General features: G+C 71.1%; 14 protein-coding genes. 3 read left to right on the top strand and 11 right to left on the bottom strand.

The window, feature by feature from the left end; all coding sequences use genetic code 11:
* The first annotated feature begins 26 nt into the window (after positions 1–26).
* Positions 27–1934, top strand: a complete 1908-nt coding sequence (locus tag ACFVXC_RS27255; RefSeq protein WP_389909894.1) for an anthranilate synthase family protein — start codon at positions 27–29, stop codon at positions 1932–1934.
* On the opposite strand, the gene ACFVXC_RS27250 is transcribed toward ACFVXC_RS27255, so the two are convergent.
* The 5 genes from ACFVXC_RS27250 to ACFVXC_RS27230 form a co-directional block, all read right to left on the bottom strand.
* Complete coding sequence (locus ACFVXC_RS27250) at positions 1924–2928, bottom strand: 2-hydroxyacid dehydrogenase (protein ID WP_389909891.1); 1005 nt, start codon at positions 2926–2928, stop codon at positions 1924–1926. The genes ACFVXC_RS27255 and ACFVXC_RS27250 overlap by 11 nt on opposite strands.
* An 89-nt stretch (positions 2929–3017) precedes the next feature.
* The gene (locus tag ACFVXC_RS27245; RefSeq protein WP_389909889.1) at positions 3018–4055 is read right to left on the bottom strand and encodes a 6-phosphofructokinase; all 1038 of its coding nucleotides are present in this window, start codon (positions 4053–4055) and stop codon (positions 3018–3020) included.
* Between the two features lie 133 nt (positions 4056–4188).
* Positions 4189–4872: a response regulator gene (locus tag ACFVXC_RS27240; RefSeq protein WP_389909886.1), complete on the bottom strand. Its 684-nt coding sequence runs from the start codon at positions 4870–4872 to the stop codon at positions 4189–4191.
* Positions 4869–6122 (bottom strand): MacS family sensor histidine kinase, encoded by a 1254-nt coding sequence (gene macS, locus ACFVXC_RS27235; protein ID WP_389909883.1) that lies wholly within the window; start codon positions 6120–6122, stop codon positions 4869–4871. Before macS ends, ACFVXC_RS27240 begins: the two co-directional genes overlap by 4 nt.
* A gap of 66 nt (positions 6123–6188) precedes the next feature.
* The gene (locus ACFVXC_RS27230; protein WP_389910046.1) at positions 6189–6935 is read right to left on the bottom strand and encodes a lysophospholipid acyltransferase family protein; all 747 of its coding nucleotides are present in this window, start codon (positions 6933–6935) and stop codon (positions 6189–6191) included.
* 160 nt (positions 6936–7095) lie between these two features.
* Here ACFVXC_RS27230 and ACFVXC_RS27225 point away from each other — a divergent pair, with 160 nt between their 5' ends.
* Both ACFVXC_RS27225 and ACFVXC_RS27220 read left to right on the top strand, forming a co-directional pair.
* Positions 7096–7875 carry an alpha/beta hydrolase gene (locus ACFVXC_RS27225; RefSeq protein WP_389909880.1) on the top strand — a complete coding sequence of 260 codons (780 nt, stop codon included), beginning with the start codon at positions 7096–7098 and terminating at the stop codon, positions 7873–7875.
* Positions 7787–8503 carry a hypothetical protein gene (locus ACFVXC_RS27220; RefSeq protein ID WP_389910044.1) on the top strand — a complete coding sequence of 239 codons (717 nt, stop codon included), beginning with the start codon at positions 7787–7789 and terminating at the stop codon, positions 8501–8503. The genes ACFVXC_RS27225 and ACFVXC_RS27220 overlap by 89 nt, the downstream gene beginning before the upstream one ends.
* Here ACFVXC_RS27220 and ACFVXC_RS27215 read toward each other — a convergent pair.
* The 6 genes from ACFVXC_RS27215 to ACFVXC_RS27190 form a co-directional block, all read right to left on the bottom strand.
* Positions 8500–9273 (bottom strand): endonuclease/exonuclease/phosphatase family protein, encoded by a 774-nt coding sequence (locus tag ACFVXC_RS27215; RefSeq protein ID WP_389909877.1) that lies wholly within the window; start codon positions 9271–9273, stop codon positions 8500–8502. The genes ACFVXC_RS27220 and ACFVXC_RS27215 overlap by 4 nt on opposite strands.
* Positions 9274–9399: 126 nt before the next feature.
* Positions 9400–10341: an ROK family glucokinase gene (locus tag ACFVXC_RS27210; protein WP_389909874.1), complete on the bottom strand. Its 942-nt coding sequence runs from the start codon at positions 10339–10341 to the stop codon at positions 9400–9402.
* A gap of 54 nt (positions 10342–10395) precedes the next feature.
* A complete protein-coding gene (locus ACFVXC_RS27205) occupies positions 10396–10866 on the bottom strand; it encodes a DUF5304 domain-containing protein (protein ID WP_389909872.1) in 471 nt (156 codons plus the stop codon).
* A gap of 68 nt (positions 10867–10934) precedes the next feature.
* Positions 10935–12071 (bottom strand): ArsA family ATPase, encoded by a 1137-nt coding sequence (locus tag ACFVXC_RS27200; protein WP_389909869.1) that lies wholly within the window; start codon positions 12069–12071, stop codon positions 10935–10937.
* Between the two features lie 54 nt (positions 12072–12125).
* Positions 12126–12569, bottom strand: a complete 444-nt coding sequence (locus ACFVXC_RS27195) for an SRPBCC family protein (RefSeq protein WP_389909866.1) — start codon at positions 12567–12569, stop codon at positions 12126–12128.
* Between the two features lie 94 nt (positions 12570–12663).
* The gene (locus ACFVXC_RS27190; RefSeq protein ID WP_389909863.1) at positions 12664–13434 is read right to left on the bottom strand and encodes a metallophosphoesterase; all 771 of its coding nucleotides are present in this window, start codon (positions 13432–13434) and stop codon (positions 12664–12666) included.
* Positions 13435–13820 lie beyond the last annotated feature (386 nt).

Genomic DNA, 13820 nt, shown 5'->3' with positions numbered 1-13820 from the left:
TCTCCGAGTGAGAAGGAACAAGACCCGTGAACACACCGGACGCACCGGACACCCCAGACACCCCGAGCCGGCTCGCCGCCCTGCTGCGCGACGACCGCCCCTTCGCCGTGCTCCGCCGCCGCACGCCCGGCCACGACCAGGACACCGTCGAGGTCCTGGTCGGCGCCGTCGGCACGTACGACCGGCTCGCGGACATTCCCGACGAGGGTCTCGCCCTGATCCCCTTCCGGCAGATCAGGGAGCGCGGCTTCGACGTACGCGACGACGGCACGCCGCTGGCGGTCCTGACCCCCGACGAGACGTACGGACTCCCGCTCGCCGAGGCCCTGTCGACGCTGCCCACCCATGACGTGCGCGTCGAGGGCGGGGCCTTCGACGTCGACGACGCCGCGTACGGGGAGATCGTCGGGCGGGTCCTGCGCGAGGAGATCGGGCGCGGCGAGGGCGCGAACTTCGTCATCCGGCGTACGTACGAGGGTGAGATCCCCGGCTTCGGCAGGGCGGACGCCCTCGCGCTCTTCCGCAGGCTGCTCGTGGGCGAGCGGGGTGCCTACTGGACGTACGTCGTGCACACCGGGGACCGGACCCTTGTCGGGGCGAGCCCCGAGGTGCACGTGCGGATGTCCGGCGGGACGGTCGTCATGAACCCGATCAGCGGGACGTACCGCTACCCGGCCGATGGCCCCACGGCGGACGACCTGCTCGATTTCCTCGCCGACGGCAAGGAGACCGAGGAGCTGTCGATGGTCGTCGACGAGGAGCTCAAGATGATGTGCACCGTCGGCGACATGGGCGGTGTCGTCGTCGGTCCTCGGCTGAAGGAGATGGCGCATCTCGCGCACACCGAGTACGAGTTGCGGGGCAAGTCGTCGCTCGACGTGCGCGAGGTCCTCAAGGAGACGATGTTCGCGGCGACCGTCACCGGCTCGCCCGTGCAGAACGCCTGCCGCGTCATCGAGCGGCACGAAGCGGGCGGGCGCGGCTACTACGCGGGCGCCCTCGCCCTCATCGGCCGCGACGCGGGCGGCGCGCAGACCCTCGACTCCCCCATCCTGATCCGCACCGCCGACATCTCGGCGGACGGAGAGCTGCGGGTCCCGGTCGGCGCGACGCTGGTGCGCGGCTCCGACCCGGCGGGCGAGGTGGCCGAGACGCACGCGAAGGCGGCGGGCGTGCTCGCCGCGCTCGGCGTACGCCCCGGACGGCCCCGCGACGAGCGCGTACGCCCCGCCCTCGCCGACGACCCGCGCGTGCGGGCCGCGCTCGACGGGCGGCGGGCCGGGCTCGCGCCGTTCTGGCTGCGGATGCGGGAACTGACGGCCGAGCTGATTGGGCACGCCCTGGTGATCGACGGCGAGGACACGTTCACGGCGATGCTGGCGCATCTGCTGCGTTCGTCGGGCCTCACGGTCTCCGTACGCCGCTTCGACGAGCCGGGGCTGCGGGAGACGGTCCGCGAGCACGAGGGCCCACTGGTCCTCGGCCCCGGCCCCGGCGACCCCGCGGACCCCGCCGACCCGAAGATGAGCTTCCTGCGTTCCCTGGCCGCCGACGTGATCCGCGATCACCGCCACGGCGTTCTCGGCGTCTGCCTCGGCCATGAGCTCCTGGCCGCCGAGCTGGGCCTGGAGATCGTCCGCAAGGAGGTCCCTTACCAGGGTGCCCAGACGCGGATCGACCTGTTCGGACGGCCGGAGACGGTCGGCTTCTACAACAGCTTCGTGGCCCACTGCGACGAGGAGACGTCCCTGGAGCTCGCGGCGCACGGCATCGAGGTCAGCAGGGACCCGGCCACGGGAGAGGTGCACGCGCTGCGGGGTCCGGGTTTCGCCGGCGTCCAGTTCCACCCGGAGTCGGTGCTCTCGCTGCGCGGGACGGCGATCGTACGGGAGCTGCTCGCGGGGGTGCTTGTCCAGCGGTCGGCTAAGCCGTGAGGGGCGCCGGGACCAGGACGTTCTCGCTGCGGCGGCCCTCCCTGTAGTCCAGGACGTTGCGCACCGTGGTGTCGATGATCTGCCCGACGGCGTCCGCGGTGTAGTACGCCTGGTGCGAGGTGACCACGACGTTCGGGAACGTCACCAGGCGGGCCAGGGTGTCGTCCTCGACGACCTCGAGGGACTTGTCGAGGAAGAAGAGGCCCGCCTCCGCCTCGTACACATCGAGTCCGACGCCCGTGAACCGCCCGGCCCGCAGCTCGCGGACCAGGGCGTCGGTGTCGATCAGGCCGCCGCGGCTCGAGTTCACCAGGATCGCGTCGTCCTTCATCATCCGCAGCGCGTCGGCGCCGACGATGTGCTGCGTGGAGGGGAGCAGCGGGACATGCAGGCTGATGAGGTCGGCGTCGGCGAAGAGCTGCTCCTTCGCGACGTACTCCATGCAGAGCTCGGCGCACGCGGGGTTCTCGGCGACGTCCCAGCCGAGCAGCCGCATGCCGAAGCCGTGCGCGATCCGCGTGAACGCCTCGCCGATCTTCCCGGTGCCGAGCACGCCGACCGTGCGTCCGCGCAGATCCCGGCCCATCAGGCCGTCGAGCCTGAAGTCGAAGTCGCGGGTGCGGTTGCTCGCGCGGACGATGCGGCGGTTGACGGCCATCGCGAGGGTCCAGGCGAACTCGGCGACGGAGTACGGCGAGTAGGACGAGACGCGGGCGATGGTGAAGCCGAGGCGCTCGGCGACCTGGAGATCGATGTTGTTGAACCCGGTCGAACGCTGGGCGATCATCTGCGTCCCGCCCGCCGCGAGGGTCTGCAGGACGCGGCTGCCCAGGTCGGCGTTGACGCTGGTGGAGACGATCTCGTGGCCCGCGGCGATGGGGGCGGTGTCCTCGGTGAGGAAGACGTCCAGGCAGCGGATGTCGTGGTGCGCGGCGAAGGCCTTCTCGATCAGCGGCCGCTCGTCGGCCTGCACACCGAAGGCGAGGATCTCCATGCGGGGAGTCTATGTACCGCCCGGTGGGACGGCACCCGGAGACCGAAGCCCGCGGGTGCCGTCTCCCCCGGCCGAAGATCAGCCGAAGATCAGCCGAAGAAGACCCCCACCTCGGAGTACAGCTGCGGATCCACCGTCTTCAGCTTCGCCGTCGCCTCGGCGATCGGGACCCGCACGATGTCCGTGCCCTGCAGGGCGACCATCTTCCCGAAGTCGCCGTCCCGCACGGCCTCGATCGCGTGCAGGCCGAAGCGCGTGGCGAGCCACCGGTCGAACGCGCTGGGCGTCCCGCCGCGCTGGATGTGCCCGAGGACGGTCGTCCGGGCCTCCTTCCCCGTACGCCCCTCGATCTCCTTGGCCAGCCACTCCCCCACACCCGAGAGCCGCACGTGCCCGAAGGAGTCCTGCGATCCGTCCTTGAGGACCATCTCGCCGTCCTTGGGCATGGCGCCCTCGGCGACGACGACGATCGGCGCGTACGACGCCTTGAACCGTGAGGTCACCCAGGCACACACCTGGTCGACGTCGAAGCGCTGCTCGGGGATGAGGATGACGTTCGCGCCCCCGGCGAGCCCGGAGTGCAGCGCGATCCACCCGGCGTGCCGCCCCATGACCTCGCAGACCAGGACGCGCATGTGCGACTCGGCGGTCGTGTGCAGCCGGTCGATCGCCTCGGTGGCGATCCCCACCGCGGTGTCGAAGCCGAAGGTGTAGTCCGTGGCGGACAGGTCGTTGTCGATGGTCTTCGGTACGCCGACGACGTTGATGCCGTACTCGTCGGTGAGCCGCGCGGCGACGCCGAGGGTGTCCTCGCCGCCGATCGCGATGAGGGACTCGACCTCGTACTTGGCGAGGTTCTCCTTGATCCGGCGGACGCCGTTCTCCGCCTTGAGCGGGTTGGTGCGCGAGGAGCCGAGGATGGTGCCGCCGCGGGGCAGGATGCCCCGCACGGCCGGAATGTCGAGCGGGACGGTGTCGCCCTCCAGCGGACCGCGCCAGCCGTCCCGGAAGCCGACGAAGTCATAGCCGTACTCCTGCACGCCCTTGCGGACGACGCCCCGGATGACGGCGTTGAGCCCGGGGCAGTCGCCGCCTCCGGTCAGTACTCCGATTTTCTTGGCCGTCATGGAAACGTCCCTTCCCTCAGTGACCTGTATGCGGGTCACGCTAATGGTGATCCAGGTCACTCAGGGACGGTGCGGATGGTCAATTCCTGGCCGGAACAAGGGAGTTGATCACCCGGGTTCACTCATACGAGGGTCACGCGTCGTCGAGACCTCGCTCGATCGCGTACCGCACGAGCTCCACGCGGTTGTGCAACTGGAGCTTGCCCAGGGTGTTCTGCACGTGGTTCTGCACGGTGCGGTGCGAGATGACCAGGCGCTCGGCGATCTGCTTGTAGCTCAGTCCCTTGGCGACAAGGCGGAGCACCTCGGTCTCGCGGTCGGTCAGCTGCGGGGCCTTCGGCTCGTCCGGGGCGCCGGGCGCCGGATCGGAGGCCAGACGGCGGTACTCGCCGAGGACCAGACCCGCGAGGCCCGGGGTGAAGACCGTGTCGCCGACGGCCGTGCGGCGCACCGCGTCGATCAGCTCGGCGGTGGAGGACGACTTCAGGAGGTATCCGGTGGCGCCGGACTTGACCGCCTCCAGGACGTCGGCGTGCTCACCGCTCGCCGAGAGGACGAGCACGCGCAGGGCGGGGTCGGCGCCGACGAGTTCCTTGCAGACCTGGACGCCCGGCTTCAGCGGCAGGTTCAGATCGAGTACGAGGACGTCCGGCGCGACGGCCTGTGCGCGGCGCACGGCCTGCTCGCCGTCGCCCGCCGTGGCGACCACGTCGAAGCCGGCCTCCGCGAGGTCGCGGGCGACGGCGTCCCGCCACATCGGGTGGTCGTCGACGACCATGACCCGGACGGTGCCCTCCTGCTGCTGCTGTTCGCTCATCGTTCCTTTCCTGCCTTCCCCCGTGTGCCTGCTGTGTTCGGTGAGTCCCGCGGGACCCTCAGTTCCACTTCCGTGCCCTGGCCCGGCACCGAGATCAGCTCGGCCGTGCCACCGATGTCCCGCAGGCGCCCCCGGATCGACAGGGCGACACCGAGCCGCCCCTCACCCTCGGCCTCGGCGAGACGGCCTTCGGGGATGCCGGGGCCGTCGTCCCGCACCGTCACGATCACGCAGTCCGGCTCGTCCTCGACGAGGATCCAGGCACCGGCGTCCGGGCCCGCGTGCCGGTGGACGTTGTCCAGGGCGGCGCCCACCGCGGCGGCCAGTTCCCGCGCGGCCCTCGGCGCGAGGCCCACCGGCGCGCCAGGCTCCGAGACGGTCACCTTCGCGCCCGCGTACGGGAAGAGGAGTGAGCGCAGGTCACAGGGCTCGCCGTCATCGTCGGCCGCAGGGTCGTCGGGTTCCTCCACCGCGCGGACGACGGCCCCGAGGGAGGCGTCCTCCGACTCGTGCGACGTCCGCACCAGGCCGCACGACACCAGCGTGCGCAGCGCGACCTCCTGCTCCCCCGCCATCCTGCCGAGCTCCGCGGCCTCGCCGCCGAGCGCGCTGCCGCGCCGCTGCACCATCGCGAGGACCTGGAGAACGCTGTCGTGGATGTCGCGGGCGAGGCGCTCCCGCTCGCGGGTCGCGGCCTCGATCTCCAGGGCGCGGGCGAGGGTGCGCTCGGAGGCGCGGGCCACCTCGACGACGTACCCGATGGCGATGGAGGCGATGCAGACGAGCAGGACGTTGTGGAGCGTGTCCTGGGTGGGCCTGCCGCGCTGTGCGATGTTGGCGGCGCCGACGAGTGCCGACGCGAAGGCCGCCCACCGCCAGCCGCCCTTGATCGCGAACGCGAGCACCGCGCCCGCCGTCCAGATCGAGGGCAGCGTCGGGCCGTCGTGGACGATCCGCTGGTGCGCGTCGGCGACCGGCGTGAGCAGGATGCCGACGATCGCGATGGTCAGGTCGGTGACCAGGAACCGCTTGGTGCAGCTCGCGGCGTTGGCCACCTTCGGCAGCGTGCCGATGGTCCAGCCGGCGAGCACCGCGAAGTACCCGATGGCCACCCAGGGGCGGTCGAACTTCTCGTACGCGGCCACGAAGAGGCCGATCGCGTACAGCATCGTCAGTACGCGGTAGCCGGTCAGCGCACGCCACAGCGGCTGTTCGACCGACATCCTCATGACACGGACGCGCTTGGTCATGTCCCCCACCCCTTGGGGCGCCCCGCGGCTCCCCCTGGCACTCGGCTCCCCCTGGCAGCGACGCTCCTACGCGCCGGACCGTTCCTTCTCGGCCGCCGCCGCTGCCTTCTCCGCCTTCTTCTCCGCTTCCTTCTCGGCCTTCGCCGCGTCCGAGATGCGGCGCTTGGCCGCCGTCGCGTACTCGTCGACGTACTCCTGGCCGGAAAGCTTCATGATCTCGTACATGACCTCGTCGGTCACCGCCCGCAGGATGAACCGGTCGTGCTCCATGCCGTGGTACCGGCTGAAGTCGAGCGGCTTGCCGATCTTGATGCCGGGCCGCATCAGCTTCGGCATCACCTTGCCGGGCGGCTGGATCTTCTCGGTGTCGATCATCGCCACGGGGAGCACGGGCGCCCCGGTGGAGAGGGCCACGCGCGCCAGGCCGCCCGGCTTGCCACGGTAGAGCCTCGCGTCGGGCGAACGCGTGCCTTCCGGGTAGATACCGAAGAGCTCGCCGCGCTCCAGGACCTCGATGCCGCTCTTGATGGCGGCCTCGCCCGCGCCGCGTCCGCCGGAGCGGTCCACGGGCAGCTGGCCCACGCCCTTGAAGAAGGCCGCCGTGAGCTTGCCCTTCACGCCCGGCGACGTGAAGTACTCCGCCTTCGCGATGAAGGTGACCTTGCGGTCGAGGACCGCGGGCAGGAAGAAGGAGTCCGAGAAGGAGAGATGGTTGCTCGCCAGGATGGCCGGTCCTTCGGCGGGTACGTTCTCAAGGCCTTCCACCCAGGGCCTGAAGCCGAGCTTCAGCGGCCCTCCGATGGCGACCTTCATTGCGCCGTAGATCAAACCGAGTGCCTCCTGTTATGTGTGGATCAGACCTTAACCCGCGGTAAGCCCAAAGGGCCCGACGGCCCTGGTCGGTGTCAGTCCGGTCGCGTACGGTGAAGTACTCCTCGAATACACGCAGCCACATCTCACGAAGGAGACCGAAGTGCCGGTCCTCCCCGGAGCCGAGCCGTACCGCCACGAGGGCGGCGAGGTCGGCGTCCTCCTCTGTCACGGCTTCACCGGATCCCCGCAGTCCCTGCGCCCCTGGGCCGAGTACCTCGCGGACCGTGGCCTGACCGTCTCGCTCCCGCTCCTTCCCGGGCACGGCACACGCTGGGAGGACATGCAGATCACCGGCTGGCAGGACTGGTACGCGGAGGTGGAGCGCGAGCTGCGCGGGCTCCTGGAGCGGTGCACCGACGTCTTCGTCTTCGGCCTCTCCATGGGCGGCGCGCTCACGCTGCGGCTCGCGGCCAAGCACGGCGACGAGGTGCGGGGCATCGTTCTGGTGAACCCGGCGAACAAGGTGCACGGCCTGGCGGCGCACGCGCTGCCGCTCGCCCGGCATCTGGTGCCCTCCACGAAGGGCATCGCGAGCGACATCGCCCTGGAGGGCTCGCTGGAGATCGGCTACGACCGGGTTCCGCTGCACGCGGCGCACTCGATGCGCCGGTTCTTCCAGCGCCTCGACCGTGAACTGCCGCAGGTGACACAGCCGTTGCTCCTGCTGCACAGCCCGCAGGACCACGTGGTGCCGCCGGTCGACTCGGCCAGGATCCTCAGCCGGGTGTCGTCCACGGACGTCACCGAGACCCTCCTGGAACAGAGCTACCACGTCGCGACGTTGGACCATGATGCGGACCGGATCTTCGAGGAGAGCTACGCGTTCATCGGCCGGCTCGCCCCCAGTGTCGGTAAGGAAGGGACGGCCACCGGTGGCTGAGCAGGACCGAATCGAACCCGACGGCGACGAGAGCCGCGAGCCCGAGAAGCGGGACGAGCCCTCCCAGGGGCTGCCGCTCGACGAGGACGCGGCCTGGCAGGCGATCGTCGCGGGGTACGGCCAGGAGCCGGCGGACCCGCCGGGCGCCAAGCCGTTCAAGTCCGTCGAGGACCTGGCCCTGCTCGAACCGGAGACGAACGGCACTCCGGGATCGGGCTCCGAGAAGACCAAGAACCCCACCGCCCCGGACGACCCCGACGACTCAGGCTCCAAGAAGACGCTGGGCGGCTCCGTCTCCTTCGCCCCCGGCGTGGCGGGCGGCGGCCCGCGTGACCACGTGGCGCCCGAGCCGTCCGACGACGACCTCGACGCGGACGACGAGGGTCACTTCGTCCCGCCGGAGCCCCCGCCGCTGCCCGCCGCGGACGTCACCGCGAAGTTCGCCTGGCTCGCCGTGACGGGAGGACCGCTGCTGCTTCTGCTCGCGGTGCTGCTCGGCTGGCCGATGACGTGGTGGCTCACGACGCTCAGCATCGGCGGCTTCCTCGGCGGCTTCGGCACGCTGGTGGCGCGGATGAAGGGCGACGACGAGGAGGACGAGGATCCGGGCCGCGGCGCGGTGGTCTAGGGCCGCTGGGCGCGCGCGCTCTCCTGAGCCGCGGGAATCCTGAGGGCGGCGAGCACCGGCAGATGGTCGGTGGCCGCCCGCAGATCCGCCTCGCTCACCCCGTCGAGCTCCAACGGCACACCGCAGCCGAGGATTTCGACCCCCGGGGTGGCGAAGATCGCGTCGATGCGCTGATGCGGGTCCCACGGCGTCGAGGTGTTCTCGCCGCCCCAGGGCGCGGTGGCCCAGCAGTCCCGCAGCTGAGAGGCGAGCCTGCGGAACGTACGGCCCGTGGGCCGGTCGTTGAGGTCACCGCCCGCGACGGCGTGCTCCACGCCCATCCCGGCGAGCCGGTCGAGCAGCATCCCGCCCTGTGCGTACCGCTCGTCGCTCTGCAGGCTCAAGTGGCAGCTCAGGACGCCGATCCTGGCGCCGCCGAACCGCACGACAGCGGTCGCGAAGCCGCGCCGGTGCAGTCCTGGCGTCAGCGGGAGCAGCACGTCCTCGGTCCGCTCGACGGTGGCCCGCAGCGAGCAGAGCAGCGCGGGCCCGGACGCGGTGGCCCCGCCCGAGAGCAGCACCAGATCGGCGGCGCGGGCCAGCCGCGCCAGCTTCTTGCGCCACCGGAAGAAGCGGGGCGCTTCCTGGAGGAGTACGAGGTCGGGCTCGCAGGCTGCGATGACCCGGGCGAGCGCGTCGGTGTCGTCCCGCATGGACCGGATGTTGTAGCTGAGCACCCGGACCACGGCTGAACCGTCGCCCTCGGTCCTGGAGTTGGGAAGCGTCACCATGGAGATCAAGATACGCGGTGCGAGGGTGCCGCCACGACGAGGCCCGCCGCCCCCGGAGGGGACAGCGGGCCTCGGTCGACATCAGCGAGAAGAGCAGCGGGAAATCAGCGGGAAGTCAACGGGCGACTAACCCTGGCGGGCCAGGTCGGCCGCGCCCACCATCCCCGCCTTGTTGCCCAGCTGCGCCGCGAGCACCTGCGCGTGCGGACGCCACTGCCCACCGATGAGCCACCGCCTGAACGACTTGCGGATCGGGTCGAGCACCAGCTCGCCCTCGTCGGAGAGGCCGCCGCCCACGATGAACGCGGAGGGGTCGAAGAGCGAGGCCAGGTCAGCGAGGCCCGCGCCGACCCAGCGGGCCAGCTCGCGGTAGGAGTCGACGGCGACGGGGTCGCCCTGCCGGGCCGCCTCGCTGATGTGCTTGCCCTCGATGCCTTCCACGGTGCCGTCGCCCAGGCCGAGCAGGATGTCCGCCGCCTCCGGGGTCGCGTTGGCGCGCTGCTGTCCGTAACGCAGAAGGGCACGGCCGGATGCGTACTGCTCCCAGCAGCCCTGGCTGCCGCAGCCGCACAGCAGACCGTCGGGCACCACACGGATGTGCCCGAACTCGGCGGCCACGCCGAAGCGTCCGCGCCGCAGCTTGTTGCCGATGATGATGCCGCCGCCGAGGCCCGTGCCGAGCGTGATGACGATGACGTCCTCGTGGCCCTGGCCCGCGCCGAAGCGGTACTCGCCCCAGGCTGCGGCGTTCGCGTCGTTCTCCACGACGACCGGCATGCCGACCCGCTGCTCGACCTTGTCCTTCAGCGGCTCGTGGCGCCAGTCGATGTTCGGTGCGAAGAGAACGGTGGCGCGCTTGTCGTCCACGTAACCGGCGGCGCCGATGCCGACGGCCTCCACGTCGTTCCCCTTGCCGGCGCCGGAGACGGCGGCACAGATCGCGTCCACGATGCCTTCGGCGGTCGGCGGAGTGGGCACCGTGTGGGTGTCGAGAATGGTGCCCTCTTCGTCGACCACTCCGGCCGCGATCTTCGTGCCGCCGATATCGACGCCGATGGTGAGTCCCATGTGTCCCTCAGTTTCGGTCGAGCCCCGCTACGGCCAACCGTACCCGAGGGGGGCTCAGTCCAAGTCGATGTGTTCCGCGGGACCGGGGCCCTCGTCACGCGGGTCGGGGCCCTTCGCCGCGTCGCTCCCGCGGGTCCAGCGGCCCTCCTGGCCCTCGACCGCGGAGCGGTAGGCGGCGAGCAGTTCGCCACCGGCGGCGGCGAGGTGGTCGAAGACGTCGGGGTTGCGCTCGATGACGGGCTCGACGGCCGCCTTCGCCTGCTGGACGACCTGCTTCACGGTCTGCTCGACGGCGCCCTGCGCGACCGCGCCGAGCAACGGCGTCTGGAGCCCCGACAGCTTCTCCGAGACGGCGTCGACGAGTTTGCGCAGCTCCTCGGCCGCCGATCCGGGCGGCGGCCCGTACTGGGCCCGGCGCCGGGCCTTCTCCGCCGCGAGGTCCTCGGCGCACGCCCTCTCCCACGCGTCGGCGTCGGTGGCGGCCGCTTCGGGTTCGGGCACTTCGCGCTCGGTGGCATCGCTCATGACGGACAGACTCCTGCGGAGGCGGATGGATTCGTACTCTCGACGTTACCCGAACGGCGGTTGCGCGTTCACCGTGTCTGCGGCCACAGATCGGGGTCGGGCGCGAACCGCACCCGCAGCTCGCCCTCGCGCAGTCCGGCACCGGCGACGGTGCAGCGGCGCAGGGCGGAGGGCAGCGTGACGATGCGCCGGAACGGGCCCGCGCTGACGACCAGTTCGTCGCCGCGTCTGATCAGTCCGAGTTCTTCGCGCACGGCTCCGGGGAGCGGGATGTGCCAGACCAGTACGCCGTCCTCGGCGAGGGCGTCGAAGACGGGCCACTTCACGGGGGCCGGGGCCGCGGCGGGGGCGGGCACGCCGAGGTCGGCGAGATCGTCGGTGCCACGCGGGTCGCGTCCCAGGTGCCGGAGGAGCACGAGGCTCTCGCCGTACGTCTCCTCCCACTCGGTCAGTGTCTTGCCCTGCTGGGCGATGAGCGCGGCGAACCAGGTGTCGGCGGTGTCGTCGGGCAGGACGCGGTTGGCGGTCACGCAGTCGGTGCGCAGGCCCTGGAGGGCGAGGCCGGTGGCGGCGCCGCGCAGGGCGTCGGCGCCCGCGGGGCCCGGCTCGGCGACCAGGCGGACCGTCGTGCCCGGGTCCTCGATCACGGCCTGCGCGGCGGCGAGTTCGGTGTCCCAGCGGGCCGCGGTCTCGTACAGCCAGGCGGCGGGCATCGGGACGCCCGCCATGCGGCCGAGCATGGGCCGCAGGGCGCGGGCCGCCTGTCGCTCGGGCGGCAGGAGCCTGCGGAGGTAGCGGCGCAGTTGCTCGGGGAGCGCGAGGACCGCGAGGGCGCGGCGCACCGGGGGCAGGTCCACCACCACGGTGTCGTACGCGCCCTGGCCCGCGTCGCGCAGGGCGCGCAGCAGGGCCAGTTCATCGCTGCCGGGCAGCGGGGTGAGCTCCTCGGCTTCGAGGCGTCCGGCACCGAGCAGGTCGAGCGCGGAGCCCGCGCGCTTCTGCAGGGCCATGAGGTCGTCACGGAACTCGTCGCCGGGGCTGAGACCGCGGACGGTCAGGTTCGCGTGTTCCACGCCGAGGGCCTCGACGCGGTCGGCCGAGATCAGCAGGGCGCGGTGCCCCTCGCGTGCCGCGGACAGCGCCGTGGCCGCGGCGACAGTGGTTCGGCCTGAGCCGCCGGGGCCGGTGACGAGGAGGGTGCGCATAAGAGTGAACGGTACGGGAGCCGGCGTGGGCGCCCGCCCGGGCACTCTGCGGTGTCAGGCCTTCGGGCCCGACTCCACCCGCTTCTTCAAGCCCGCGAGCGCCCGGTCGATGATGACCTTCTCCGCCTTGCGCTTGATCATCCCGAGCATGGGGATCTTGACGTCGACGATCAGCTTGTACGTGACCTCCGTGCCGGTCCCCGAAGGCTTGAGGAGGTACGACCCGTCGAGGGAGCGCAGCATCTGCGACTTGACGAGGGTCCAGCTGACCTCGTTCTCGCCGGTCCAGGTGTACCCGAGCGTCTGGTCGTCCTTGATCGCGCCCGCGTCCATGACGAGGCGGACCTGCTTGGCGCGGCCCTGGTCGTCGGTGTCGAGCACCTGGGCCTCCTTCACCTCGCCCGTCCAGTCCGGGTAACGGGCGAAGTCGGCGATCACCCCCATCACCTCGGCCGGTGCCGCCTCGATCGTGATGCTCGAGCTGGTGTGTTCCGCCATCGCTGTGGCTCCTCCAGATGCGGTCCGGTACGGGGGGCTTGGTGTGCGTACGTGTGTGACGCGTGAAGGCTACCGCGCATGGGGTGGCCCACGGTCACCACTCCAGGGCCCACGGCCTGCCCGAGCTCGCGAAGTGCCCCACGTTCACACACTCCGTCGTCCCGATCCTCATACGCGGGGTCAGCGGCTGGTGGACGTGGCCGAAAAGTGCGTACCTCGGGCGGGTCTTGTGAATGGCGGCGAGGAGGGCACGGCTGCCCCTCTCGAAGCGGCGCGCGACGGTGTCGTACACGAGCTCGGGGACGTCCGGCGGGATGTGCGTGCAGAGCACGTCGACCTCGCCGACGGCCTCGATCTTGGCCGCGTACTCCTCGTCGCTGATCTCGTAGGGCGTCCGCATGGGGGTACGGAGGCCGCCGCCGACGAACCCGAAGACCCGGCCGCCGATCTCGGCACGCCCGCCGTCGAGGACGGTGGTGCCGGGGCCCGCGTACTCGGGCCAGAGGGCCGGCATGTCGACATTGCCGTACGTCGCGTACGTCGGCGTGGGAAAGGCGGCGAACATCTCGGCGTACTGCTTGCGCACCGCTCCCTCGATGGCGGAGCGGCGGTCCACCCCCGCCCACAGCCGGGCGCCGAAGTCCCTGGCCTCGTCGAATCGGCGGGCGGTGCGCAGCTCGACCAGGCGGTCGGCGTTCTCCTTGCCGAAGAGGTCGGGGAAGATACCGCGCGAGTGGTCCGCGTAGTCGAGAAAGAGGACCAGATCACCGAGACAGACGAGCGCGTCGGCTCCCTCGCCCGCGCGGGCGAGATCCTTTGTGTTGCCATGCACGTCACTGACCACGTTGACCCGGAAATCCGACATGCCGATCACCCTAGAACGAGCGGGCAAACGTGGGTAGAGGCATCGAGAAGGGGGCGGACCTGCGGTTACTTACGAGTCGGGAATGGCGTGGCGTACTGTGCGGTTCAGACCACAACCACGTGTGACGCACCGAACATCTGGCCCGGACCCCCTATCGAACACGCCATACCCATGGGTAACGTCCGGGCAGTCCAGTAGTGCTCCAGCCGCCTTTCCCCCCATTTCCACGGAGCACCTGCCCGATCTTGGACCGCACCGTCGCATCGCACAACGTCGTGGCGCCGGCGCCCTATGTAGGAGCAGCAGTCTTGCGCGAGTTCAGCCTTCCGGCCCTGTACGAGGTCCCCGCGGACGGCAATCTGACCGACATCGTCCGCAGAAATGCC

This window comes from Streptomyces sp. NPDC058257, assembly GCF_042881845.1.
Classification (GTDB): domain Bacteria; phylum Actinomycetota; class Actinomycetes; order Streptomycetales; family Streptomycetaceae; genus Streptomyces.
Note: the sequence above shows the minus strand (reverse complement) of the source record. Positions and strands in the feature narration are given on the sequence as shown.

Excerpts from the sequence above, each read along its gene's own strand:
- ACFVXC_RS27195 (WP_389909866.1), bottom strand. The coding sequence starts at position 12,569 with ATGGCGGAACACACCAGCTCGAGCATCACGATCGAGGCGGCACCGGCC.
- ACFVXC_RS27250 (WP_389909891.1), bottom strand. The coding sequence starts at position 2,928 with ATGGAGATCCTCGCCTTCGGTGTGCAGGCCGACGAGCGGCCGCTGATC.
- ACFVXC_RS27240 (WP_389909886.1), bottom strand. The coding sequence starts at position 4,872 with ATGAGCGAACAGCAGCAGCAGGAGGGCACCGTCCGGGTCATGGTCGTC.
- ACFVXC_RS27190 (WP_389909863.1), bottom strand. The coding sequence starts at position 13,434 with ATGTCGGATTTCCGGGTCAACGTGGTCAGTGACGTGCATGGCAACACA.
- ACFVXC_RS27220 (WP_389910044.1), top strand. The coding sequence starts at position 7,787 with ATGCGGACCGGATCTTCGAGGAGAGCTACGCGTTCATCGGCCGGCTCG.
- ACFVXC_RS27210 (WP_389909874.1), bottom strand. The coding sequence starts at position 10,341 with ATGGGACTCACCATCGGCGTCGATATCGGCGGCACGAAGATCGCGGCC.
- ACFVXC_RS27200 (WP_389909869.1), bottom strand. The coding sequence starts at position 12,071 with ATGCGCACCCTCCTCGTCACCGGCCCCGGCGGCTCAGGCCGAACCACT.
- macS (WP_389909883.1), bottom strand. The coding sequence starts at position 6,122 with ATGACCAAGCGCGTCCGTGTCATGAGGATGTCGGTCGAACAGCCGCTG.
- ACFVXC_RS27245 (WP_389909889.1), bottom strand. The coding sequence starts at position 4,055 with ATGACGGCCAAGAAAATCGGAGTACTGACCGGAGGCGGCGACTGCCCC.
- ACFVXC_RS27215 (WP_389909877.1), bottom strand. The coding sequence starts at position 9,273 with ATGGTGACGCTTCCCAACTCCAGGACCGAGGGCGACGGTTCAGCCGTG.
- ACFVXC_RS27230 (WP_389910046.1), bottom strand. The coding sequence starts at position 6,935 with ATGAAGGTCGCCATCGGAGGGCCGCTGAAGCTCGGCTTCAGGCCCTGG.
- ACFVXC_RS27205 (WP_389909872.1), bottom strand. The coding sequence starts at position 10,866 with ATGAGCGATGCCACCGAGCGCGAAGTGCCCGAACCCGAAGCGGCCGCC.